Annotated in this window: 18 protein-coding genes; 10 read left to right on the plus strand and 8 right to left on the minus strand. The window is 60.5% G+C overall.

Features of this window, described 5'->3' with window-relative positions; translation table 11 throughout:
- Nucleotides 1-7: 7 nt before the first annotated feature.
- The 3 genes from ACYZUA_RS05950 to exaC form a co-directional block, all read right to left on the minus strand.
- A complete protein-coding gene (locus tag ACYZUA_RS05950; RefSeq protein WP_461962382.1) occupies nucleotides 8-1,402 on the minus strand; it encodes an ethanolamine ammonia-lyase subunit EutB in 1,395 nt (464 codons plus the stop codon).
- 51 nt (nucleotides 1,403-1,453) lie between these two features.
- Nucleotides 1,454-2,902: an ethanolamine permease gene (gene eat, locus ACYZUA_RS05955; protein WP_461962383.1), complete on the minus strand. Its 1,449-nt coding sequence runs from the start codon at nucleotides 2,900-2,902 to the stop codon at nucleotides 1,454-1,456.
- A gap of 116 nt (nucleotides 2,903-3,018) precedes the next feature.
- The gene (gene exaC / locus ACYZUA_RS05960) at nucleotides 3,019-4,539 is read right to left on the minus strand and encodes an acetaldehyde dehydrogenase ExaC (protein WP_461962384.1); all 1,521 of its coding nucleotides are present in this window, start codon (nucleotides 4,537-4,539) and stop codon (nucleotides 3,019-3,021) included.
- Nucleotides 4,540-4,972: 433 nt separating this feature from the next.
- On the opposite strand from exaC, the gene ACYZUA_RS05965 reads away from it, so the two are divergent.
- The 4 genes from ACYZUA_RS05965 to ACYZUA_RS05980 all read left to right on the plus strand — a co-directional run bounded on the left by ACYZUA_RS05965 (nucleotide 4,973) and on the right by ACYZUA_RS05980 (nucleotide 9,397).
- Nucleotides 4,973-6,886: a sigma-54-dependent Fis family transcriptional regulator gene (locus ACYZUA_RS05965; protein WP_461962385.1), complete on the plus strand. Its 1,914-nt coding sequence runs from the start codon at nucleotides 4,973-4,975 to the stop codon at nucleotides 6,884-6,886.
- Nucleotides 6,887-7,141: 255 nt separating this feature from the next.
- A complete protein-coding gene (gene mpl / locus ACYZUA_RS05970) occupies nucleotides 7,142-8,491 on the plus strand; it encodes a UDP-N-acetylmuramate:L-alanyl-gamma-D-glutamyl-meso-diaminopimelate ligase (RefSeq protein ID WP_461962386.1) in 1,350 nt (449 codons plus the stop codon).
- Nucleotides 8,488-9,120 carry a flavin prenyltransferase UbiX gene (ubiX, locus tag ACYZUA_RS05975; protein ID WP_046048695.1) on the plus strand — a complete coding sequence of 211 codons (633 nt, stop codon included), beginning with the start codon at nucleotides 8,488-8,490 and terminating at the stop codon, nucleotides 9,118-9,120. Before mpl ends, ubiX begins: the two co-directional genes overlap by 4 nt.
- Nucleotides 9,113-9,397 carry a YceK/YidQ family lipoprotein gene (locus ACYZUA_RS05980; protein ID WP_095130782.1) on the plus strand — a complete coding sequence of 95 codons (285 nt, stop codon included), beginning with the start codon at nucleotides 9,113-9,115 and terminating at the stop codon, nucleotides 9,395-9,397. Before ubiX ends, ACYZUA_RS05980 begins: the two co-directional genes overlap by 8 nt.
- Before the next feature lie 39 nt (nucleotides 9,398-9,436).
- Here the strand turns inward: ACYZUA_RS05980 and ACYZUA_RS05985 are convergent, their stop codons facing one another.
- The 3 genes from ACYZUA_RS05985 to ACYZUA_RS05995 form a co-directional block, all read right to left on the minus strand.
- Nucleotides 9,437-10,078 (minus strand): oxidoreductase, encoded by a 642-nt coding sequence (locus ACYZUA_RS05985; protein ID WP_461962387.1) that lies wholly within the window; start codon nucleotides 10,076-10,078, stop codon nucleotides 9,437-9,439.
- A 27-nt stretch (nucleotides 10,079-10,105) separates the two neighbouring features.
- Nucleotides 10,106-11,824 (minus strand): C13 family peptidase, encoded by a 1,719-nt coding sequence (locus ACYZUA_RS05990; protein WP_461962388.1) that lies wholly within the window; start codon nucleotides 11,822-11,824, stop codon nucleotides 10,106-10,108.
- 112 nt (nucleotides 11,825-11,936) lie between these two features.
- Complete coding sequence (locus tag ACYZUA_RS05995) at nucleotides 11,937-12,392, minus strand: MaoC family dehydratase (RefSeq protein ID WP_123367685.1); 456 nt, start codon at nucleotides 12,390-12,392, stop codon at nucleotides 11,937-11,939.
- A gap of 196 nt (nucleotides 12,393-12,588) precedes the next feature.
- On the opposite strand from ACYZUA_RS05995, the gene ACYZUA_RS06000 reads away from it, so the two are divergent.
- From ACYZUA_RS06000 to ACYZUA_RS06010, 3 genes are read left to right on the plus strand one after another with little or no spacing between them, the layout of a single operon-like run.
- Entirely contained in the window at nucleotides 12,589-12,951 is a 363-nt protein-coding gene (locus ACYZUA_RS06000; RefSeq protein WP_461962389.1) for a CidA/LrgA family protein, read from the plus strand.
- Entirely contained in the window at nucleotides 12,948-13,664 is a 717-nt protein-coding gene (locus ACYZUA_RS06005) for an LrgB family protein (protein WP_461962390.1), read from the plus strand. The genes ACYZUA_RS06000 and ACYZUA_RS06005 overlap by 4 nt, the downstream gene beginning before the upstream one ends.
- A gap of 10 nt (nucleotides 13,665-13,674) precedes the next feature.
- Complete coding sequence (locus ACYZUA_RS06010; protein WP_461962391.1) at nucleotides 13,675-14,265, plus strand: LON peptidase substrate-binding domain-containing protein; 591 nt, start codon at nucleotides 13,675-13,677, stop codon at nucleotides 14,263-14,265.
- Nucleotides 14,266-14,459: 194 nt separating this feature from the next.
- On the opposite strand, the gene ACYZUA_RS06015 is transcribed toward ACYZUA_RS06010, so the two are convergent.
- Together ACYZUA_RS06015 and ACYZUA_RS06020 are read right to left on the minus strand one after the other, a co-directional pair.
- On the minus strand, nucleotides 14,460-15,776 hold the full coding sequence (locus ACYZUA_RS06015; protein ID WP_461962392.1) for a bifunctional DedA family/phosphatase PAP2 family protein: 1,317 nt from the start codon (nucleotides 15,774-15,776) through the stop codon (nucleotides 14,460-14,462).
- A gap of 178 nt (nucleotides 15,777-15,954) precedes the next feature.
- A complete protein-coding gene (locus ACYZUA_RS06020) occupies nucleotides 15,955-16,653 on the minus strand; it encodes a DNA-3-methyladenine glycosylase (RefSeq protein WP_461962393.1) in 699 nt (232 codons plus the stop codon).
- A gap of 189 nt (nucleotides 16,654-16,842) precedes the next feature.
- On the opposite strand from ACYZUA_RS06020, the gene ACYZUA_RS06025 reads away from it, so the two are divergent.
- The 3 genes from ACYZUA_RS06025 to rsfS all read left to right on the plus strand — a co-directional run bounded on the left by ACYZUA_RS06025 (nucleotide 16,843) and on the right by rsfS (nucleotide 19,372).
- Nucleotides 16,843-18,114: a glutamate-5-semialdehyde dehydrogenase gene (locus tag ACYZUA_RS06025; RefSeq protein WP_461962394.1), complete on the plus strand. Its 1,272-nt coding sequence runs from the start codon at nucleotides 16,843-16,845 to the stop codon at nucleotides 18,112-18,114.
- Between the two features lie 64 nt (nucleotides 18,115-18,178).
- The gene (gene nadD / locus ACYZUA_RS06030) at nucleotides 18,179-18,805 is read left to right on the plus strand and encodes a nicotinate-nucleotide adenylyltransferase (RefSeq protein ID WP_461963892.1); all 627 of its coding nucleotides are present in this window, start codon (nucleotides 18,179-18,181) and stop codon (nucleotides 18,803-18,805) included.
- Between the two features lie 72 nt (nucleotides 18,806-18,877).
- Nucleotides 18,878-19,372 (plus strand): ribosome silencing factor, encoded by a 495-nt coding sequence (rsfS, locus tag ACYZUA_RS06035; protein WP_033054148.1) that lies wholly within the window; start codon nucleotides 18,878-18,880, stop codon nucleotides 19,370-19,372.
- Nucleotides 19,373-19,381: the final 9 nt, after the last annotated feature.

Below are 19,381 nucleotides of genomic sequence, written 5' to 3' on the forward strand. Positions count from 1 at the left end.
TCAACACTCATCCCAGTTGCGCCATCGCTTGGCGGAAGGCTGGCGGCAGGCTGTCGCCGAAGTGAATCTTGCCGTCCGCTTGAGTGAAGATGCCCATTCTCGCCAGCCATTGTTCGAATTCCGGCGCCGGTTTCAGGCCCAGCGTCTGGCGGGCGTAAAGGGCGTCGTGGAACGAGGTGGTCTGGTAGTTGAGCATGATGTCGTCGGAGCCGGGGATGCCCATGATGAAGTTGATCCCGGCCACGCCCAACAGGGTCAGCAGGGTGTCCATATCGTCCTGGTCGGCTTCGGCGTGGTTGGTGTAACAGATGTCGCAACCCATGGGCACGCCCAGGAGCTTGCCGCAGAAGTGGTCTTCGAGGCCGGCGCGGATGATCTGTTTACCGTTGTAGAGGTATTCCGGGCCGATGAATCCTACGACGGTGTTCACCAGGAACGGTTTGAAATGGCGCGCCACGGCGTAGGCGCGGGTTTCGCAGGTCTGTTGATCGATGCCATGGTGGGCGTTTGCTGACAGGGCGCTGCCTTGGCCGGTCTCGAAATACATCAGATTCTGGCCCAGCGTGCCGCGATTCAGGCTCAAACCGGCGTCGTAGCCTTCCTGCAGCACGTTCAGGTTGATACCGAAACTGGCGTTGGCCGCCTCGGTGCCGGCGATCGACTGGAACACCAGGTCCAGCGGAACGCCGCGATTGATAGCCTCGATGGACGTGGTGACATGTGTCAGCACGCAGGCCTGGGTCGGAATCTCGTAGCGCTGGATGATCGCGTCGAGCATTTCCAGCATGGCGCAGATCGAGGCGATGCTGTCGGTGGCCGGGTTGATGCCGATCATCGCGTCGCCGTTGCCGTACAGCAGGCCGTCCAAAATGCTCGCGGCGATGCCGGCCGGTTCATCGGTGGGGTGATTGGGTTGCAGGCGTGTGGATAACCGGCCGCGCAAACCCATCGTGCCGCGGAATTTTGTAACGACACGGATTTTCTGCGCCACTAGCACCAGATCCTGCACGCGCATGATCTTCGACACGGCAGCGGCCATTTCCGGGGTCAGACCGGGCGCGAGGGCGCGCAGGCTCTGTTCGTCGGCGGCATCGCTGAGCAGCCAGTCGCGAAAGCCGCCGACGGTGAGGTGGCTGACAGCCGCAAAAGCTTGTTTGTCGTGAGTGTCGATGATCAGTCGGGTGACTTCATCGGCCTCGTAAGGAATGAGTACTTCTTGCAGGAAGTGGCTGAGCGGGATGTCGGCGAGGGCCATCTGAGCGGCCACACGCTCGCCATCGTTGAGGGCGGCGACGCCGGCCAGAAAGTCCCCGGAGCGCGCCGGACTGGCCTTGGCCATGACGTCCTTGATGCTCTCGAAGCGATAGGTCTGGACGCCGACCGTGTGAGCAAAACTTGCCATACAGATTCTCCGTGACGGCGCAGACAGGGCCTGCGCCGTGATTTCTGGCCGTTAGTGCAGGGCTTTTTCAGCGTTCTGAATGGCCGCGAATTCTTCTTCGGGCGTGCCTGCTACCAAGTGATGCCGACTGTAGAAAGCAAAGTAAGCAATTAACACTCCATAGATGATCGCAGCGCCAATCACCACGCGTGGGTCTACCAGAAAACCCGCCACTACGGCGATGCAAGCCAGCACCAGCGCTACACCCGAGGTGAAGATACCGCCCGGCGTGCGGTATGGACGATCCATTTTGGGGCGCCGAATGCGCAGCGTGATGTGCGCCGCCATCATCAGGACGTAGGAAATGGTCGCACCGAACACCGCCACCAGAATCAGCAAGTCACCCTGACCGGTCAGCGACAAGCCGAAACCGATGATGCCGGGAATAATCAGCGCCAGCACGGGGGCCTTGCTTTTGTTGGTCTCGGACAGTTTGCGTGGCAAGTAGCCGGCGCGGGACAGGGCAAAAATCTGCCGCGAGTAGGCGTAGATGATCGAGAAGAAACTGGCAATCAACCCGGCCAGGCCCACCAGATTGACGAAGTGGCCCATCCAGGTCGAGCCGCCATAGGCCTTGCTCAAAGCTTCGACCAACGGATTACCCGAGGTCAGCAGTGCATTGGCGCCGGCACCGCCTGGTCCGATCACCAGAATCAGCAGGGCAAAGCTCACCAGCACCAGCATGGCGCCGATCAGTCCGCGGGGCAGGTCGCGTTTCGGGTTTTTGGTTTCTTCTGCTGCCAACGGCACGCCTTCGACAGCGAGGAAGAACCAGATCGCGTAAGGAATTGCCGCCCACACGCCGACGTAGCCGAAGGGCAGGAAGCTGCTGGCGCCCTTGGCGTCAGTCACCGGGATGTCGAGCAGGTTGGCGACGCTGAAGTGCGGCACCATCGCGATCAGAAATACTGCCAATGCCAGGGCCGCGACGGCGGTGATGACGAACATCAACTTCAGGGCTTCGCCGACACCGAAAATGTGAATGGCGATAAAGATGATGTAGAACGCCAGGTAAATCATCCAGCCGCCGATGCCGAACAATGACTCGCAATAGGCGCCAATAAACACCGCGATCGCTGCCGGGGCGATTGCGTATTCGATCAGGATCGCGGTCCCGGTCAGAAACCCGCCCCACGGCCCGAATGCGCTACGGGCAAAACCGTAGCCGCCACCCGCGGTAGGAATCATGGAAGACAGTTCCGCCAGGGAGAAACACATGCACAGGTACATGGTCGCCATCAGCAACGTGGCGAGAAACATACCGCCCCAGCCACCCTGGGCCAGGCCGAAGTTCCAACCTGCATAATCGCCGGAGATGACGTAGGCCACGCCCAGACCCACCAGCAGGACCCAGCCTGCTGCGCCTTTTTTCAGTTCACGTTGCTGGAAATAGTCGGAGCCGACTTTTTCAAAGTCGACCGAGGAGGTAGCCGGCTGCACGCTGGCTTGATCGCTAGGCATAGGGTTCACCTGTTCTTATTGTTTTTGACCGGCGTGGTTGCCGGGTTGGCGCGAAGGCCTGATGTGCAGGCAAGCTCACTCCCACAAGGAGAGTGGCTTGCCTGCGGCAGACGCTTTTAGAAGAAGCCCAGCGGATTGATGTCGTAGCTCACCAGCAGGTTTTTGGTCTGCTGATAGTGATCGAGCATCATCTTGTGGGTTTCACGACCGACGCCGGATTTCTTGTAACCGCCGAACGCGGCGTGCGCCGGGTACAGGTGGTAGCAGTTGGTCCACACACGACCGGCCTTGATGGCGCGGCCCATGCGATAGGCGCGGTTGATGTCGCGGGTCCAGAGACCGGCACCCAGGCCGAACTCGGTGTCGTTGGCGATGGCCAGGGCTTCGGCTTCGTCCTTGAACGTGGTGATGCTCACCACTGGGCCAAAGATTTCTTCCTGGAACACGCGCATTTTGTTGGTGCCCTTGAGCAGGGTCGGCTGGATGTAATACCCGGTCGCCAGGTTGCCCTCGAGTTTTTCCACCTTGCCGCCGGTCAGCAGCTCGGCGCCTTCGCCCTTGGCGATTTCCAGGTACGAAAGGATTTTGTCGAATTGCTGCTCGGACGCCTGGGCGCCGACCATGGTGTCGGTGTCCAGCGGATCGCCGCGTTTGATCGACAGCACTTTTTTCATCACGACTTTCATGAAGTCGTCGTAGATCGACTCTTGCACCAAGGCACGGGAAGGGCAGGTGCAGACTTCGCCCTGGTTGAAGAACGCCAGCACCAGGCCTTCGGCGGCTTTTTCGATGAAGGATGGTTCGGCCTTCATGATGTCTTCGAAGAAGATGTTCGGCGACTTGCCACCCAGCTCCACGGTGGACGGAATGATGTTTTCGGCGGCGCATTTCATGATGTGCGAGCCGACCGGGGTCGAACCGGTGAAGGCGATCTTGGCGATGCGTTTACTGGTGGCCAGGGCTTCGCCGGCTTCTTTGCCGAAGCCTTGCACCACGTTGAGCACGCCCGGTGGCAGCAGGTCGCCGATCAGCTCCATCAGCACGGTGATGCCCAGCGGTGTTTGCTCGGCAGGCTTGAGCACCACGCAGTTGCCGGCCGCCAGGGCCGGGGCGAGTTTCCAGGCGGCCATCAGGATCGGGAAGTTCCACGGGATGATCTGCCCGACCACGCCCAGCGGTTCATGGATGTGATAGGCCACGGTGTTGCCATCGATCTCGGCGGCGCTGCCTTCTTGAGCGCGGATGCAACCGGCGTAGTAGCGGAAGTGGTCGGCGGCCAACGGGATGTCGGCGTTAAGCGTTTCCCGCACGGCTTTGCCATTGTCCCAGGATTCGGTGATTGCCAGGACTTCCAGGTTCTGTTCGATGCGGTCGGCGATTTTCAGTAGCACCAGCGAGCGAGCCTGGACGGACGTGGCGCCCCAGGCATCGGCGGCCGCGTGGGCAGCGTCCAGGGCCTTTTCGATGTCTTCGGCCGTGGAGCGCGGGAATTCGGCAATCGGTTGGCCATTTACTGGCGAGGTATTGGTGAAGTACTGACCTTTGACAGGCGCGACGAACTCGCCGCCGATGTAGTTACCGTATTTGCTCTTGAACGAAACGATAGCGCCTTCAGTACCGGGGTGAGCGTAACGCATTGTGATTTCTCCTTGGCTTTTGTGCTTATAAGGGAGAGCGCATGTGCGCTTGCTATAAGCGTAGAGCAAAGGTCGGGCCACTGCCTTGCAGGTCAGGTAAATCAAGGTTTTACGCGGTTTTTGTCGGACCGACGGACGCTGTCTGTGACGGTTTCGGTACAGCCTTCGTGACAGTTTGTACCGTCTGTGGCACAAGCTGTGACCGGGCGGTCTCGCCAGCATTGCAATGCACGCCAGGCTGGAGGATGCTCGGAGCCCATATGACTCAGTCATAGCGATCTATGCACCTTTGATGGCTGCTGCATAACCTGTAGGAGCTGAGCTTGCTCGCGATGACGCCTGTACAACCAACATCAACGTTGAATGTCAGGACGTCATCGCGAGCAAGCTCAGCTCCTACAGGGGTGTAACCGCTCGGGGAGAACAATAAGAAATGCACGACAACCATTTGAGTCGCCATGCCCAGCAGGTCCTGACCGTCACTCAGGGCAAATCCCACCTGCACGGTCCCGGCAGCGATCCGTCGATTGCCCGTTCCTGGCTGCGCTGTCTTGAGGATTATCACCTCGACCCGGCCCTGACCATGGCGCCGACGGTGCTGGAACATGGCCGCGTCCTGGAAAGCCGCGAGCGCTTGCAGCAAGTGCTGCACATCGCCGGCAGCGAAATGACCAGCCTTCATCAGCAACTCTCCGGCGCCGGCCATGCGGTCCTGCTGACCGATGCCCGCGGCGTGATCCTCAATTGCGTCACCGCGCCTGCCGAGCGGAAGATTTTCGAACGCGCCGGCCTCTGGCTCGGGGCTGACTGGAGCGAAGCCTGCGAAGGCACCAACGGTATCGGCACCTGTCTGGTAGAGCGTCAGTCCCTGACCATCCATCAGGACGAGCACTTTCGTGGCCGTCACACCGGCCTGACCTGCTCGGCGAGCCCGGTGTTCGACCCGCATGGCGAACTGCTGGCGGTGCTCGACGTGTCCTCGGCGCGACACGAGGTCTCGCGTCAAAGCCAATTCCACACCATGGCGCTGGTCAATCTTTCGGCGAAGATGATCGAGAGCTGCTATTTCCTGCGCTACTTCGACAATCAGTGGTTGCTGCGTTTTCATTTGCAGGCCGAATCCGTCGGGCTGTTCAGCGAAGGGTTGCTGGCGTTTGACGGGGAAGGGCGGATCAGTGCGGTCAACCAGAGTGCGCTGAACCTGCTGGGGCATATTCGCGGCGGGCTGCTGGGCAAACCGGTGGAGGCGTTTTTCGATTGCTCGCTGGATGAATTGCTCGGCCGCGCCAGCGTCAATGCCAGCGCCAGCTGGCCGTTGCGCACGCGCGACGGGCGGAGTCTGTTTGCGCTGTTGCGCGGGCAGCCACGCAGCATTCCGGCACCGGTGGTGCAAAGTACAGTGATCGCCGCGCCTTCGCGCTTGTCGGGTATCTGTCTGGGCGATACAGGGTTGCAGGAGGACTTCCGCAAATCCTTGCGCGTGTTCGAGCGGGACGTACCGCTACTGATCAACGGCGAAACCGGATCCGGCAAGGAAGCGTTTGCCAAAGCCGTCCATCAGGCCAGCCAGCGAGCGGAAAAAGCCTTTGTTGCCCTCAACTGCGCCGCCATCCCCGAAAGCCTGATCGAGAGCGAATTGTTTGGCTATCGCGGCGGCAGCTTCACTGGCGCGCGCAAGGAAGGCATGCGCGGCAAGTTGCAGCAGGCCGATGGCGGCACTCTGTTCCTCGATGAAATCGGCGACATGCCCCTGGCTTTGCAGACCCGGCTATTAAGGGTGCTGGAAGATCGTCAGGTAGTGCCGATCGGCGGCGAGCCGGAGTCGGTCAACGTACGAATCATCAGCGCCACTCACCGTAATTTGCTGGAGCGGGTGCAGGACGGCAGCTTCCGCGAGGATTTGTACTACCGGCTCAATGGGCTGGAAGTTGCGCTGCCGGCGCTGCGTGATCGCAGTGATAAATCCCAACTGCTCGACTTTTTGCTGGCCGAAGAGGCGGGCGGGGAAACCGTATTGATCGACGGTCCGGCACGCCAGGCGTTGCTGGCGTTCGCCTGGCCGGGGAACGTGCGGCAGTTGCGCAATGTGCTGCGCACGTTGGCGGCGTTGTGTGACGGCGGGCGGATCGGGCTGGAGGATTTGCCGTTGATGATTCGTCAGGCTCGGCCGGTTCCGGTTGTTGCCGTTGAAGAGCCGTCGGACTATCCGCTGGATGATGCCGAGCGGCTGGCGTTGTTGAGTGCGCTGGAACAGACGCGTTGGCATATGACTCACACGGCTGAACAACTTGGCGTCAGCCGTAACACCCTTTACAGAAAACTGCGTAAACACGGGATTGAGCGTTAGCCAGTTAGATCCACCCCTCACCCCAACCCTCTCCCCAAAGGGTAGAGGGGGCTGACCGAGGTGTCTGGTCGGAATACGGCGACCTGAAAATTCAGAGTCGAACTCAAGTTTTGAAAACGATATAGATCTGCTCCCTTTCCCCCTCTCCCCGCTGGGGAGAGGGTTGGGGTGAGGGGTGGATCTTAGTCTTCACCTAAAGAGTGCGAATTTTCCCACCCTAAGCTAACCTGCGGCCATGTTTTGCGAGGTCGACTAATGCACATTCACATTCTTGGTATCTGCGGCACTTTCATGGGGTCAATGGCGGTTCTGGCCAAAGAGCTGGGCCATCACGTGACGGGCTCCGATGCCAACGTCTATCCGCCGATGAGCACTCAGCTTGAGGCTCAGGGCATTGAGTTGACCCAAGGCTATGACCCGGCGCAGCTCGATCCGGCCCCGGATCTGGTGGTGATCGGCAATGCCATGTCCCGCGGCAACCCGGCTGTCGAATACGTGCTGAATAAAGGCCTGCCGTACGTCTCCGGCCCGCAATGGCTGGCGGATCACGTGCTGCAAGGTCGCTGGGTGCTGGCCGTCGCCGGTACCCACGGCAAAACCACCACCAGCAGCATGCTCGCCTGGGTGCTGGAACACGCGGGCATGAGCCCGGGTTTCCTGATCGGCGGCGTGCCGCAAAACTTCTCGGTGTCCGCTCGCTTAGGTGGCACACCGTTCTTCGTGATCGAGGCCGATGAATATGACAGCGCGTTCTTCGACAAGCGCTCCAAGTTTGTTCACTACCGCCCGCGCACGGCGATCCTGAACAATCTGGAATACGATCACGCCGACATCTTCCCCGATCTGCCATCCATCGAGCGACAATTCCACCATTTGGTGCGGACCATCCCAAGCGAAGGTCTGGTGATCCACCCGACCACCGAACCTGCGTTGCAGCGAGTGATCGAGATGGGCTGCTGGACCCCGGTGCAAACCACCGGCGCCGGCGGTCAGTGGCAGGTCAAACTGCTGAGCGAAGACGGCTCGAAGTTCGAAGTGATGTTCGAAGGTGTCGCTCAAGGCGTGGTCGAGTGGGACATGACCGGTCAGCACAACGTCGCCAACGCTTTGGCCACGTTGGCTGCGGCGCGCCACGTCGGCGTGGTGCCTTCGATGGGCATCGCTGCTCTGAGCGCATTCAAAAGCGTCAAGCGCCGGATGGAGAAGGTTGCGGAAGTTCGTGGCATTACCATCTACGACGATTTCGCTCACCATCCGACGGCTATTGCAACGACCCTCGACGGTCTGCGCAAGCGCATCGGCGATGCACCGTTGATTGCGATCATCGAGCCGCGCTCCAACTCCATGAAGCTCGGTGCTCACCGCGACGGCTTGCCGGAAAGCGTGGTCGATGCCGATCAAGTGATCTGGTATGCACCGGCCAACCTCGGCTGGGATCTCGGGGCTACGGCTGCGTTGTGCACCGTTCCGTCGATCGTCAGCGATTCGCTGGAAGGCATCATCGAGCGCGTGAAGAGCCAGGCCCAGCCCGGCACTCACGTGGTGATCATGAGCAACGGCGGCTTCGGCGGCCTGCACGGCAAACTCGCCGAGGCGCTGCAATGAACAACGGCCCGGAACGCATCACCCTCGCGATGACCGGCGCTTCGGGCGCCCAATATGGTTTGCGTTTGCTTGACTGCCTGATTCGTGAAGACCGCGAAGTGCACTTCATGATCTCCAAGGCTGCGCAACTGGTGATGGCCACCGAGACGGACGTCACGTTGCCGCCGAAAACCCAGATGATGCAGGCCTTCCTCACTGAATACACCGGCGCTGCCGCCGGACAGATTCGGGTGTACGGCAAGGAAGACTGGATGTCGCCGGTGGCCTCGGGCTCCGGCGCGCCAGCAGCGATGGTGGTGGTGCCGTGTTCCACCGGGACCTTGTCGGCTATTGCGACGGGGGCCTGCAACAACCTGATCGAACGTGCCGCGGATGTGACGTTGAAGGAACGCCGTCAGCTGATTCTGGTGCCGCGTGAGGCGCCGTATTCGAGTATTCATCTGGAGAACATGCTCAAGTTGTCGAACATGGGCGTGACGATTTTGCCGGCATCGCCAGGCTTTTATCATCAGCCGCAAACCATCGACGACTTGATCGATTTTGTCGTGGCGCGAATTCTCAATCTGCTGAACATTCCCCAGGACATGCTGCCGCGTTGGGGCGAACACCATCTGACCAGCGATGAATAAGCTGCTGGCGATTGTGCTGGCGCTGCAATTGGCTGGCTGCGCGACGGCGCGAACGCTTGATGCCGCCAAGCCTGGGGCACCCGTGGTGTACTCAGGGACACGTCTGGATTTGTATGCCCTGAACGGCGGTTGCTGCGCCATGGACCGCTTCGGCGCCGAAGCCCCGAGCTATCCGGGCGTCGACCTGCCGGCCAGTGCGCTGCTCGACACGCTGCTGTTGCCGCTGTCGGTGCTCACGGTGATCGGGGTCAGTTTTCAGGCGACGGGCGGCCTCTAACTGATCGTTCCCACGCGTGGGAACGATCTTTGTAGGGAGTTATTTACCTAACTTACGCAACTCATCCGACTCAACAATCCGCACCCCATCCTGCTCTTCCAGCGCCAGTCGCCACATGGCGCGTGCCAGTTGGCACGCTTCGATGCCGCGGTATTTGCCGGGGATCAAGCGGGACAAGGGCCCAACGAATTGCTCAGCCATACGCGGTTCCATACGCTCGCCCAGTAGCAGCGAAGGGCGGCAAATGGTCAATTGCGGCCAGTCCTGTGCGCGCAATGCATATTCCATCTCGCCTTTGACCCGGTTGTAGAAAATAGGGGACCTGCGATCAGCGCCCAGGGCACTGATCACGATCAGGTGCCGTGCGCCCAGCTCCCGTGCGCGTTTGGCGAACGCCACCACCATGTCCAGGTCCACCGCGCGAAACGCCTGTTCCGAGCCTGCTTTCTTGATGGTGGTGCCCAGGCAGCAGTAGGCGATGTCGACGCGACCGTTCAATTGCGGCAAAAACTCTGCCGGGTCGCCGACCGGATTTTCCAGATGGGGGTGCTCGGCCAATGGCCGGCGTGAGGGCGCCAATACTCGTGAGATCGTGGGCTCATTGAGCAGGCGGTCAAGAAGATGTTCACCGGTCAACCCGGTAGCTCCGGCAAGCAGTACGTGCTGAGGCGTCAAGTACATAGTGTTTCCCCCTTGATACTATTCAGCTTAGTTGCTCTTTGCATCCTTGCTGCTGATGGAGACACTTTGTAGTGCCTTCCGTGCTTGCTGCTTGCGTAACAGCTGCCAGTGAGAGAGAACGGTTTTCGGCGCCCAGATCTGCGGTTCAGAGGCTTCGAAGCTGTCCGCCAGTTCACGCTCGGCGATGGTGGCCTTGGCCAGTTTGAAGGCTTGTTCCAGGTCGTCGGTCTGGTTCAGTGCCTGGGCGAACAGCGCGTCGCCGAAGTAGGTGAAGTTGGCTTCTTCCGAGCAGCCGAAGGACACGCGGTCAGCGCGCGAGGCGGTCATGATCAGGGTGCGTTCATCCTTGAGCGCGGGAATGAAGCCACCGGAGTAACAGGACGAAATCACGATGATCTTGTCGCGGTTTTTCAGCGGCGAGAGCACCGCGGCGAGTTCGTCGGCCGGCAGATCGGACAGTTCCATGCGCGGCTGATCGAGCACCAGTTCGTGTTCGCTGGTGCCGTGGCTGGTCAGGTAGATGAAGATCAAGTCTTCCGGGCCACTGCGTTCGGCCAGGGCGGCGGCGGCGCGGCGCAGGTTTTCTCGGGTGGCCATCGGCCGGTCGACGAGGTGGTCGCGATGGTTCACCAGGCGGATCTGGCCAAACGCACCAAAGCGACTGTTGAGCATGTTGCTGACGTAATCGGATTCGCGCAGGAACACGCTTTGCTTGCCGTCACCACCGAGTGTCAGGGTGTACAACTCGACCGCCGGGGTTGAAGCCGGCACGTTGGACAGTGCATCGTCGAGCAAACGGCCCTGAGCCAGCAAACCGAGTTCCAGGCTGTCGGGCAGCAGCTTGCCATCGGCATCTCGAACACGCTGGCCATTGACCCACGTACCGCTTTGCACCGTGCCATCAGTCAGCACCAGGGTGCCGTGCCCCGAGTAACTGTCACTGTCGAATTGCCCCATGTAGAAGCTGCCGTCGGACAGGTTCAATCGACCTTGGCCGGTGAAGCGCCAGTCACTGAACTGGCCGATGTAATGGCTGCCGTCGGCGCCGATCAACTCGCCCTTGCCGTTCAGCGATCCTTCCTTGAATTGACCGAGCCAGACATCACCGTCGGCGTTCTCGTAGCGGCCCTTGCCGTGCAGTTGGTTGTTCTTGAAGCCGCCGACATAGATATCGCCATCGGCGCTGTTGAAAGTCCCGTTGCCTTCGAGCTGACCGTCGACAAAATGCCCGGTGAACTGATTGCCGCTGGCGTCGCCCCGTTGGCCTTCGCCGTTGGGTTTGCCATGGGCGAACTGGCCCTGATACGAGCTGCCGTCTTCGAGTTCGAGACGACCGAGCCCTGAATATTGATCGGCCTTGAATTCACCGCGGTAGGTCATGCCGTTTTCTTTGAGGGTGCCTTCGCCGTCCCGACGACCGGCTTTGAAACCGCCGGTGAAGCTGCTGCCGCTAGTGGTCAGTGTGCCCTTGCCGTCGAACAGCCCTAGATTGAATCCGCCGCGATAGACTTCGCCGTTACTGCCGTGCCATTCGCCCTGGCCATGCCATTGGCCCTTGTCGAAATCGCCGGCGTACCAGCTGCCGTTCGGGTAATCGACACGGCCCTGGCCTTGCAGCAATCCGTTGACCAGTTCACCGCGATAGCGTCCGCCGTCCGGCAACCGGGCGTCCGGGGGCAGCAGCGATTCGCCGTCGCCGCAAGCGGTGAGCAACAGGGTCAGAGCGAGGAGTGCAAGTGGGCGCATAGCGGGATCCGGGCAATTAGGCGACCGAGTATGCCGCAGCTGTTTGACCTTATATAGCCAGGAAACAGGAGAGGGCGCGAAACAGCATGAGCTGCTTCGCATCCGGGATGGGTTACACGAAGCAGAGCGACAGTGGTTCGGCGATATAGGCCGGTTTGTCCGAGCCTTCGATCTCAAGCGTGGCGGTGGCCTTGAGCAGCCATTGGCCGGGCTTTTTCTCGATGACTTCGTTCATGTCGACCTTGAGTCGTACCCTGGAATTGACCTTGACTGGCTGGATGAAACGCACGGTATCCAGACCGTAGTTGACCACCATCTTCGCCCCTTCAGGGAGGATCAGGATGTCTTCCATCAGTTTGGGGATCAGCGACAGCGACAGGAAACCGTGTGCAATGGTGCTGCCAAATGGCGTTTGCGCGGCTTTGACCGGGTCGACGTGGATGAACTGATAGTCCCCTGTGGCTTCGGCGAACAGGTTGATGCGCTCCTGATCGATGGTGAGCCATTCGGAACGTCCGAGTTCCTTGCCGACATAATCTTTGAGCTCTGCAACTGGAACATAGGGCATTGAGACTCTCCTTGGGTTCATCGGTTTTATAGTTTTTGAGGTGGGGGGATTTGACCTCCCGGATTACCACTTTAGATCAACATGGCAAATGGCTCCGGTCAACTGACCATGATTTTGGCGAATGCCGGTCTATAGCGTTGACGTGCTTATAATGCTCGGCCCGCTTGTGCGGGATGATATTGGCGGGAGATGACGGATGTTGTTACGTGGCCTGACCTGGCTGGTGCTGTTCCAATTGCTGGGCACAGCCATCAACCACTTGTTTTTACCGGTGCTGCCGGGGCCGATTGTCGGCTTGCTGTTGCTGCTGGTGTTCCTGATCAGCCGTGGCCAGGTCGGCGAACCGCTGAACCTCGCGGCCAGCAGTCTGCTGCGTTACTTGCCCTTGCTACTGGTGCCGCCAGCCGTAGGTGTGATGGTTTACGCTAAAGACATTGCCGCGGATTTCTGGGCCATCGTCGGCGCGCTGGTGTTGTCTCTGTTGCTGTCCCTGGCCTTCGCTGGCGTGCTGATGCAGCGCATGATCAAGCGTCACGCTCATCGTGAGGACGGCCAATGATCTTCGACTGGCACGGCGCCTGGACGTCGGTGATTCATCATCCGTTGTTCGGCATCGGTATTACGCTGGGGGCTTATCAGTTGGTGCTGGCGGCGTTCGAGAAAACCCGCTGGATCTTTCTGCAACCGGTACTGGTCTCAATGCTGCTGGTGATCGGCGTATTGGTGGGTTGCGGCCTGACCTATGCCGAGTACCGCAAGAGCACCGAGATCCTCAGCATCCTGCTCGGGCCGGCGACCGTCGCGCTGGCTGTGCCGCTGTACCTCAATCTGCGGCGCATTCGGCAGTTGTTCTGGCCGATATTTACTACGCTGGTGATAGGTGGCGTCGTCGCCACCAGCATGGGCGTATTGCTGGGCTGGTCGTTTGGTGCCGAACACATGATCCTGATGACTATGGCGCCGAAGTCGGTGACGTCGCCGATTGCCATGCTGGTGGCGGAGCAGATCGGTGGTGTTGCGGCGCTGGCGGCAGTGTTCGTGTTGATTACCGGGGTGATCGGGGCGATATTCGGGCCGAGTCTTTTGACCCGGCTGGGTGTGCACAGTCCTGAGGCGCGCGGTATGGCACTGGGCATGACGGCGCACGCAGTCGGCACTGCGGTGGCGATGCAGGAAAATGAAGAATGCGGCGCCTTCGCGGCGCTGGCGATGAGTCTGATGGGCGTGGCCACGGCAGTTTTCCTGCCGTTGGCGGTGTCGATGGTGGTGTAAGGGAATGTCTATGAGCTTGCCGCTTTTTCCGCTGAACACGGTGTTGTTTCCTGGCTGCATCCTCGATTTGCAAATATTCGAGGCGCGCTACCTGGACATGATCAGTCGCTGCATGAAACAGGGCGGCGGCTTCGGCGTGGTGTGCATCCTTGACGGCGAAGAAGTCGGCATCGCCCCAGCGGGTTACGCGCTGGTCGGATGCGAGGCGCTGATCACTGATTTCAAACAGCAGGACAATGGCTTGCTGGGCATTCGGGTGCAGGGCGGGCGGCGTTTCCACGTGTTGAGCACCGAGATTCAGCGCGATCAGCTGACCGTCGCCGAGGTCGAATGGCTGGAGGACGAACCTGAGCAACCGCTGCAGGACGAGGACGCCGACCTGGTTGCGCTGCTCAAAGCCTTGGCCGAACACCCGATGGTCGAAGCGTTGAACATGGGTACTGAAGCGACCGGGCAGCAGTCACTGGCCAATCAGTTGGCGTACCTGTTGCCGTTTGCCGAACTGGACAAGATCGACCTGCTGCAACTCGATGATCCGCAGCAGCGACTGGATGCGATTCAGGCGCTGCTGGATGAGTTGCAGGGCGAATTGTTCGCCTGATCCCTGTAGCAGCTGCCGAGCTCGCGAGGCTGCGTTCGGTGCGGGCCGCGTTCGGACGAAGCCGTCGTAAATCCTGCTCGCGAGATTTTCCTGACACCCCGCAGTGGCTGATCTCACGACGGCTGCGTCCGAACGCGGCCCGCACCGAACGCAGCCTCGCAGGCTCGGCAGCTGTTACACGCTGCTAATCGGCATCAATACGCATATCTCAACATCGCATGCGGCAAATGCCGCAAAGCAAAGAACCCGAACAGCGCCACCAGCGCCGGCAATACCAGCCACCAGACCTTCGGTGGCATGGCGTTGAGCGGTGTCGGGCGCTGATTCAGCCACAAACTTGCGGCACACACGCACGCTGCCAGCATCGCGCCGGCCAGCACATCCGTTGGCCAGTGCGCGCCCAGGTACACCCGGGACATGGCAATCGCCAGCGCTGGCAAGCAACCCAGCAGCAGCCAGGTCAGGCGCATGCGCGGTGGTTGTCCGCGGCCGGCCAGCACGGCCAGCGTCAGAAACAGCGCAAAAGAGCCCGAGGCATGGCCGCTGGGCATGCTGTAGCTGGTCAGGGGATCACTCAGCACTTCCGGGCGTACGCGGGCGAAAAAGTGTTTGGTCACGGTGTTGCCCAGCGCGGTGCACAGCAGGGTGCTCCCGGCGAAAATCGCTTGTCGCCATTGCCGGGCGAGCAACAGCAAACCCGTCAGCAGCGCGCTGAACATCAACATATTGCGAAACTCGCCGATCAGCGTGAACGTCACGGCCACTTCATCGAGCATGGGGCTGCGGTGTTCCTGCACCAGAGTCATCAAACCCTGATCAAGGGCAGTCAGGTGCGGATAGCCGATAAACAGTCCCGCCAGAATCAGAAAGCTCATTGCGGTAATCAGCATCGTCGCTTTGCGATGACGCCGCAGACTGCTGGTGGCGCTCAAACCCACCATGACGACGATGCTACCGGCGACAATGCCGGCCTCAGGCCAGAAGCCTTCCGGCAAAGGCAAGCGAATCGCCGCCCCCGTGGCCCAGCCGGGCAGCAGATAGGCAATGGTCCAGCCAGCGGCGGCCAGCAGGCTGACGGCAGCGAAGCGCGGGAAGGGCATGTCGAACATCCCCGCGACCATCGGCAACATCGGCCGTAGCGGGCCGATAAAACGCCCGACCAACAGGCTGGCGATGCCGTAACGCTGGAAATACGCCTCGGCCCCGGCGATCCATTCCGGATGATGGCGCAACCCCGGCAGGCGTCGGATGTTCTGATGGAAATGTCGTCCGAGGAAGTACGAAATGATGTCGCCCAGCACGCCGCCGAGGAACCCCAGCAACAGTGTTTCACCCAGCGACAGCGCACCGCTGCCGGCCAGTACCGCCACGGCAAACAGCAACACCGTCCCGGGTACGATCAGCCCGGCAATCGCCAGGCATTCCACGCAAGCCACTATGAACACCGCGGCAGCCAGCCATTGCGGGTTGACCGTCAACCAACCGGTCACGCTATCGAGCCATTGGCCCATAAAAACAACTCCATCAAATAATCAATCGGTGCCAAGGGACGAACACATCTTCAAAACACTGCCGGCCCCATGTGGGAGCGAGCCTGCTCGCGATAGCGGAGCGTCAGGCGACATCTACTTCGACTGTTAGTCCGCTATCGCGAGCAGGCTCGCTCCCACAGGGGGAAATTTTCATTGTTCAGGTCAGCAAAAAATAATCACGACCTTCGACCTGCCCCCGTCGCAACGGGTTTCTCGTGCAATACGGCGCGTAAGCCGAATCGACGAAGCGGTACATCAAATGCGCATCGCGCCCGTGGGGAATGCCCAGGCGCGTGGTTTGTATGATGTGAACAGGCGCCGGGCCGACATCTTCCACCAGCAGCACTTCATGGTCGAAGCGCTTGGCGTCCCAGACCGGCACCTTCAGGCCCAGCGCCTTGCAGAGCAACGTCTGTCCGGCGCAAAGCTTTTGCGAGGGGCGAGGGCGACCTTGGGCATCGGGATTGTTCAGCAGCATCTGCGCCAGGCTCGCCGGCCCGCTCAAGTCATCGACCCACGGATAGGCGGATTTGATCAGCACAGCATTGCCCGGACCTTGGGCGCTGAAGTTCAGGGAATCGCCGCCCCGGGCGTAATACATATAGATGTGGCCGCCATCCAGAAACAAAGCCTTACGTTTTTCTGTGTAGCCGAGGGAGGCGTGGCTGCCTTTTTCTTCGAAGTAATAGGCCTCGGTCTCGATGATCCGAGCGCTGAGCCACAGGTCGCCGACCCGGTGACGAATGACTTTGCCGAGTAAATCCCGGGCCAGCGTTTGGGCATCTCTGTCGAAAAATGCGTCCGCGAGCCCCTTGGGCAGGCTCGTCGCGGACGTGGGAACAGTCAGGTTAGTCATGATGAACGGCGTTTATCAGGGCTGATTGAGTTGCGATGATAACAATTTGCAGCTTAATCACGGCTGAACGTCGGCAAATTGCCCTCCATTTCGACCATCCGCCCGTCACCGCTGTTAGTCCCGGGACGCGACAGCTATAATCTGCCGCTTTACTCTTTACCAAGACCTTAGCAAAGACCACTCCAGACCATGACTGAGTCCGTTCTTGACTACATGACCCGCCTGGGTCGCGCTGCCCGCGAAGCTTCTCGCGTCATTGGCCGTGCCAGCACCGCGCAGAAAAACCGCGCCTTGCAGGCTGCTGCCAATGCGTTGGACGCTGCTCGCGCCGAGCTGACGGCTGCCAATGAACTGGATTTGGCCGCTGGCCGTGCCAATGGTCTTGAGCCGGCATTGCTTGAGCGTCTGGCGCTGACCCCGGAACGCATCGACGGCATGATCGTCGGTTTGCGTCAGGTGGCGGCTCTGCCGGACCCGATCGGCGCGATCCGCGACATGAGCTTTCGGCCGTCGGGCATTCAGGTCGGCAAGATGCGTGTGCCGTTGGGCGTCATCGGGATCATCTACGAATCCCGGCCGAACGTGACCATCGATGCCGCCAGCCTGTGCCTGAAGTCCGGCAACGCGACCATTCTGCGTGGCGGCTCCGAGGCGATTCATTCCAACCGTGCCATTGCCGCCTGCATCCAGCGCGGTCTGGCCGAAGCCGAACTGCCTGCCGCCGTGGTGCAAGTGGTCGAAACCACTGATCGTGCCGCCGTTGGCGCGCTGATCACCATGCCTGAGTACGTCGACGTTATCGTGCCCCGTGGCGGCCGTGGCCTGATCGAACGGGTCAGTCGCGATGCCCGCGTGCCGGTTATCAAGCACCTGGACGGCATCTGCCACGTTTACGTCAGTGCCCATGCTGATTTGGCGAAAGCCCAGCGCATCGCGTTCAACGCCAAGACTTACCGTTATGGCATCTGCGGAGCCATGGAAACCCTGCTGGTGAACCAATCGGTCGCCAAGGATTTCCTGCCGTCGATGGCTGCACAGTTCCGCGAAAAAGGCGTCGAGCTTCGCGGCTGCGAACGCACCCGGGCGATCATCGAGGCTGTTGCCGCGAGCGAAGAAGACTGGAACACCGAGTACCTGGCGCCGATTCTTTCGATCCGTGTGGTCGACGGGCTGGACCAGGCCATCGAACACATTAACAAGTACGGCTCCCACCACACCGATTCGATCGTCAGCGAAAACCTTGCTGACACCCGGCGTTTCGTCGCGGAAGTCGATTCGTCGTCGGTAATGATCAACACCCCGACGTGCTTCGCCGATGGCTTCGAATACGGATTGGGTGCCGAGATTGGCATTTCTACTGATAAGCTGCACGCCCGCGGCCCGGTGGGCCTCGAAGGTCTGACCTGCGAGAAGTACATCGTGGTCGGTGATGGCCAGTTGCGCGGCCAGGCGTCGGACTGACTTGGGCGACCTCGACCTGTCAGCCCCGGTAACCGCCAGCGAGCCTGCGCCTCGACGCATTGGCATGCTGGGCGGAACCTTCGATCCGGTACACATCGGCCATTTGCGCAGTGCGCTGGAAGTCGCCGAATCGCTGGCGCTCGATGAGCTGCGCTTGACACCCAGTGCCAGACCGCCTCATCGCGGTACGCCGCAGGTGTCGGCGAAAGACCGAATGGCGATGGTCGAGTGCGCGGTGGCCGGTGTGGCGCCGTTGGTGGTGGACGCCCGTGAATTGCAGCGGGACAAACCGTCCTACACTATCGACACCCTGGAGCTGATGCGCGCAGAACTTGCCGCCTCCGACCAGGTTTTTCTACTTTTGGGCTGGGACGCATTTTGCGGCCTGCCCACTTGGCACCGCTGGGAAGAGTTGCTCCAGCATTGCCACATCCTGGTGCTGCAACGCCCGGATGCCGACAGCGAACCGCCGGATGCCTTGCGCAATCTGTTGGCGGCACGCTCGGTGAGCGACCCGCTGGCCCTCAAAGGGCCGAGCGGACAGATTGCATTCGTCTGGCAGACACCGCTCGCGGTATCCGCCACCCAGATCCGTCAACTGCTGGCCAGCGGTAAGTCGGTACGTTTCCTGGTGCCTGACGCGGTCCTGGCCTACATCGATGCGCACGGTCTCTACCGTGCGTCGAACTGAAAAAGGGCGCGCTTCAAAACACGTGAACGCGTGTACCGAAGCGCCCGAACATACGAGCAAAACGAGTTTTATATGACGAACAAAGACGTAACTAAAGTAAAGCGCAAAGGCACATTCAAGAGCGCCCCGCTGCCAGTAGAAGTGCCAACCGGCCCAGAGCTGCGCGGCGAAGAGCTGGTCAAGGTTGCCGTAGCGGCCCTGGAAGACGTGAAAGGCCAGGACATTCAGGTCATCGACGTTCGTGAAAAGCAGAGCATCACTGACTTCATGATCATCGCTACCGGTACGTCCAACCGCCAGATCGGCGCGATGCTGGACAAGGTCCGCGAAGCGGTCAAAGCCCTGGGCGTCAAGCCGCTGGGTGAAGAAGGCAAGGGCGACAGCGACTGGGTCCTGCTGGATATGGATGACGTCATCGTGCACATGATGACCGCTTCGGCTCGTCAGTTTTACGACCTGGAGCGTCTGTGGTCCGGTGCAGAACAGAGCCGTGCGCTGAACGCGGCTCACCACAGCCCGGAAAACACCCATGAGCACTTCGTCAAGCTCAATAAAGACCAGCAATAAGGGACCGCT

The sequence above is a fragment of the Pseudomonas sp. LS2P72 genome (genome assembly GCF_054897865.1).

Coding starts and splice junctions, on each gene's coding strand:
- ACYZUA_RS05950 (WP_461962382.1), bottom strand. CDS start 1,402: ATGGCAAGTTTTGCTCACACGGTCGGCGTCCAGACCTATCGCTTCGAG.
- eat (WP_461962383.1), bottom strand. CDS start 2,902: ATGCCTAGCGATCAAGCCAGCGTGCAGCCGGCTACCTCCTCGGTCGAC.
- exaC (WP_461962384.1), bottom strand. CDS start 4,539: ATGCGTTACGCTCACCCCGGTACTGAAGGCGCTATCGTTTCGTTCAAG.
- ACYZUA_RS05965 (WP_461962385.1), top strand. CDS start 4,973: ATGCACGACAACCATTTGAGTCGCCATGCCCAGCAGGTCCTGACCGTC.
- mpl (WP_461962386.1), top strand. CDS start 7,142: ATGCACATTCACATTCTTGGTATCTGCGGCACTTTCATGGGGTCAATG.
- ubiX (WP_046048695.1), top strand. CDS start 8,488: ATGAACAACGGCCCGGAACGCATCACCCTCGCGATGACCGGCGCTTCG.
- ACYZUA_RS05980 (WP_095130782.1), top strand. CDS start 9,113: ATGAATAAGCTGCTGGCGATTGTGCTGGCGCTGCAATTGGCTGGCTGC.
- ACYZUA_RS05985 (WP_461962387.1), bottom strand. CDS start 10,078: ATGTACTTGACGCCTCAGCACGTACTGCTTGCCGGAGCTACCGGGTTG.
- ACYZUA_RS05990 (WP_461962388.1), bottom strand. CDS start 11,824: ATGCGCCCACTTGCACTCCTCGCTCTGACCCTGTTGCTCACCGCTTGC.
- ACYZUA_RS05995 (WP_123367685.1), bottom strand. CDS start 12,392: ATGCCCTATGTTCCAGTTGCAGAGCTCAAAGATTATGTCGGCAAGGAA.
- ACYZUA_RS06000 (WP_461962389.1), top strand. CDS start 12,589: ATGTTGTTACGTGGCCTGACCTGGCTGGTGCTGTTCCAATTGCTGGGC.
- ACYZUA_RS06005 (WP_461962390.1), top strand. CDS start 12,948: ATGATCTTCGACTGGCACGGCGCCTGGACGTCGGTGATTCATCATCCG.
- ACYZUA_RS06010 (WP_461962391.1), top strand. CDS start 13,675: ATGAGCTTGCCGCTTTTTCCGCTGAACACGGTGTTGTTTCCTGGCTGC.
- ACYZUA_RS06015 (WP_461962392.1), bottom strand. CDS start 15,776: ATGGGCCAATGGCTCGATAGCGTGACCGGTTGGTTGACGGTCAACCCG.
- ACYZUA_RS06020 (WP_461962393.1), bottom strand. CDS start 16,653: ATGACTAACCTGACTGTTCCCACGTCCGCGACGAGCCTGCCCAAGGGG.
- ACYZUA_RS06025 (WP_461962394.1), top strand. CDS start 16,843: ATGACTGAGTCCGTTCTTGACTACATGACCCGCCTGGGTCGCGCTGCC.
- nadD (WP_461963892.1), top strand. CDS start 18,179: ATGCTGGGCGGAACCTTCGATCCGGTACACATCGGCCATTTGCGCAGT.
- rsfS (WP_033054148.1), top strand. CDS start 18,878: ATGACGAACAAAGACGTAACTAAAGTAAAGCGCAAAGGCACATTCAAG.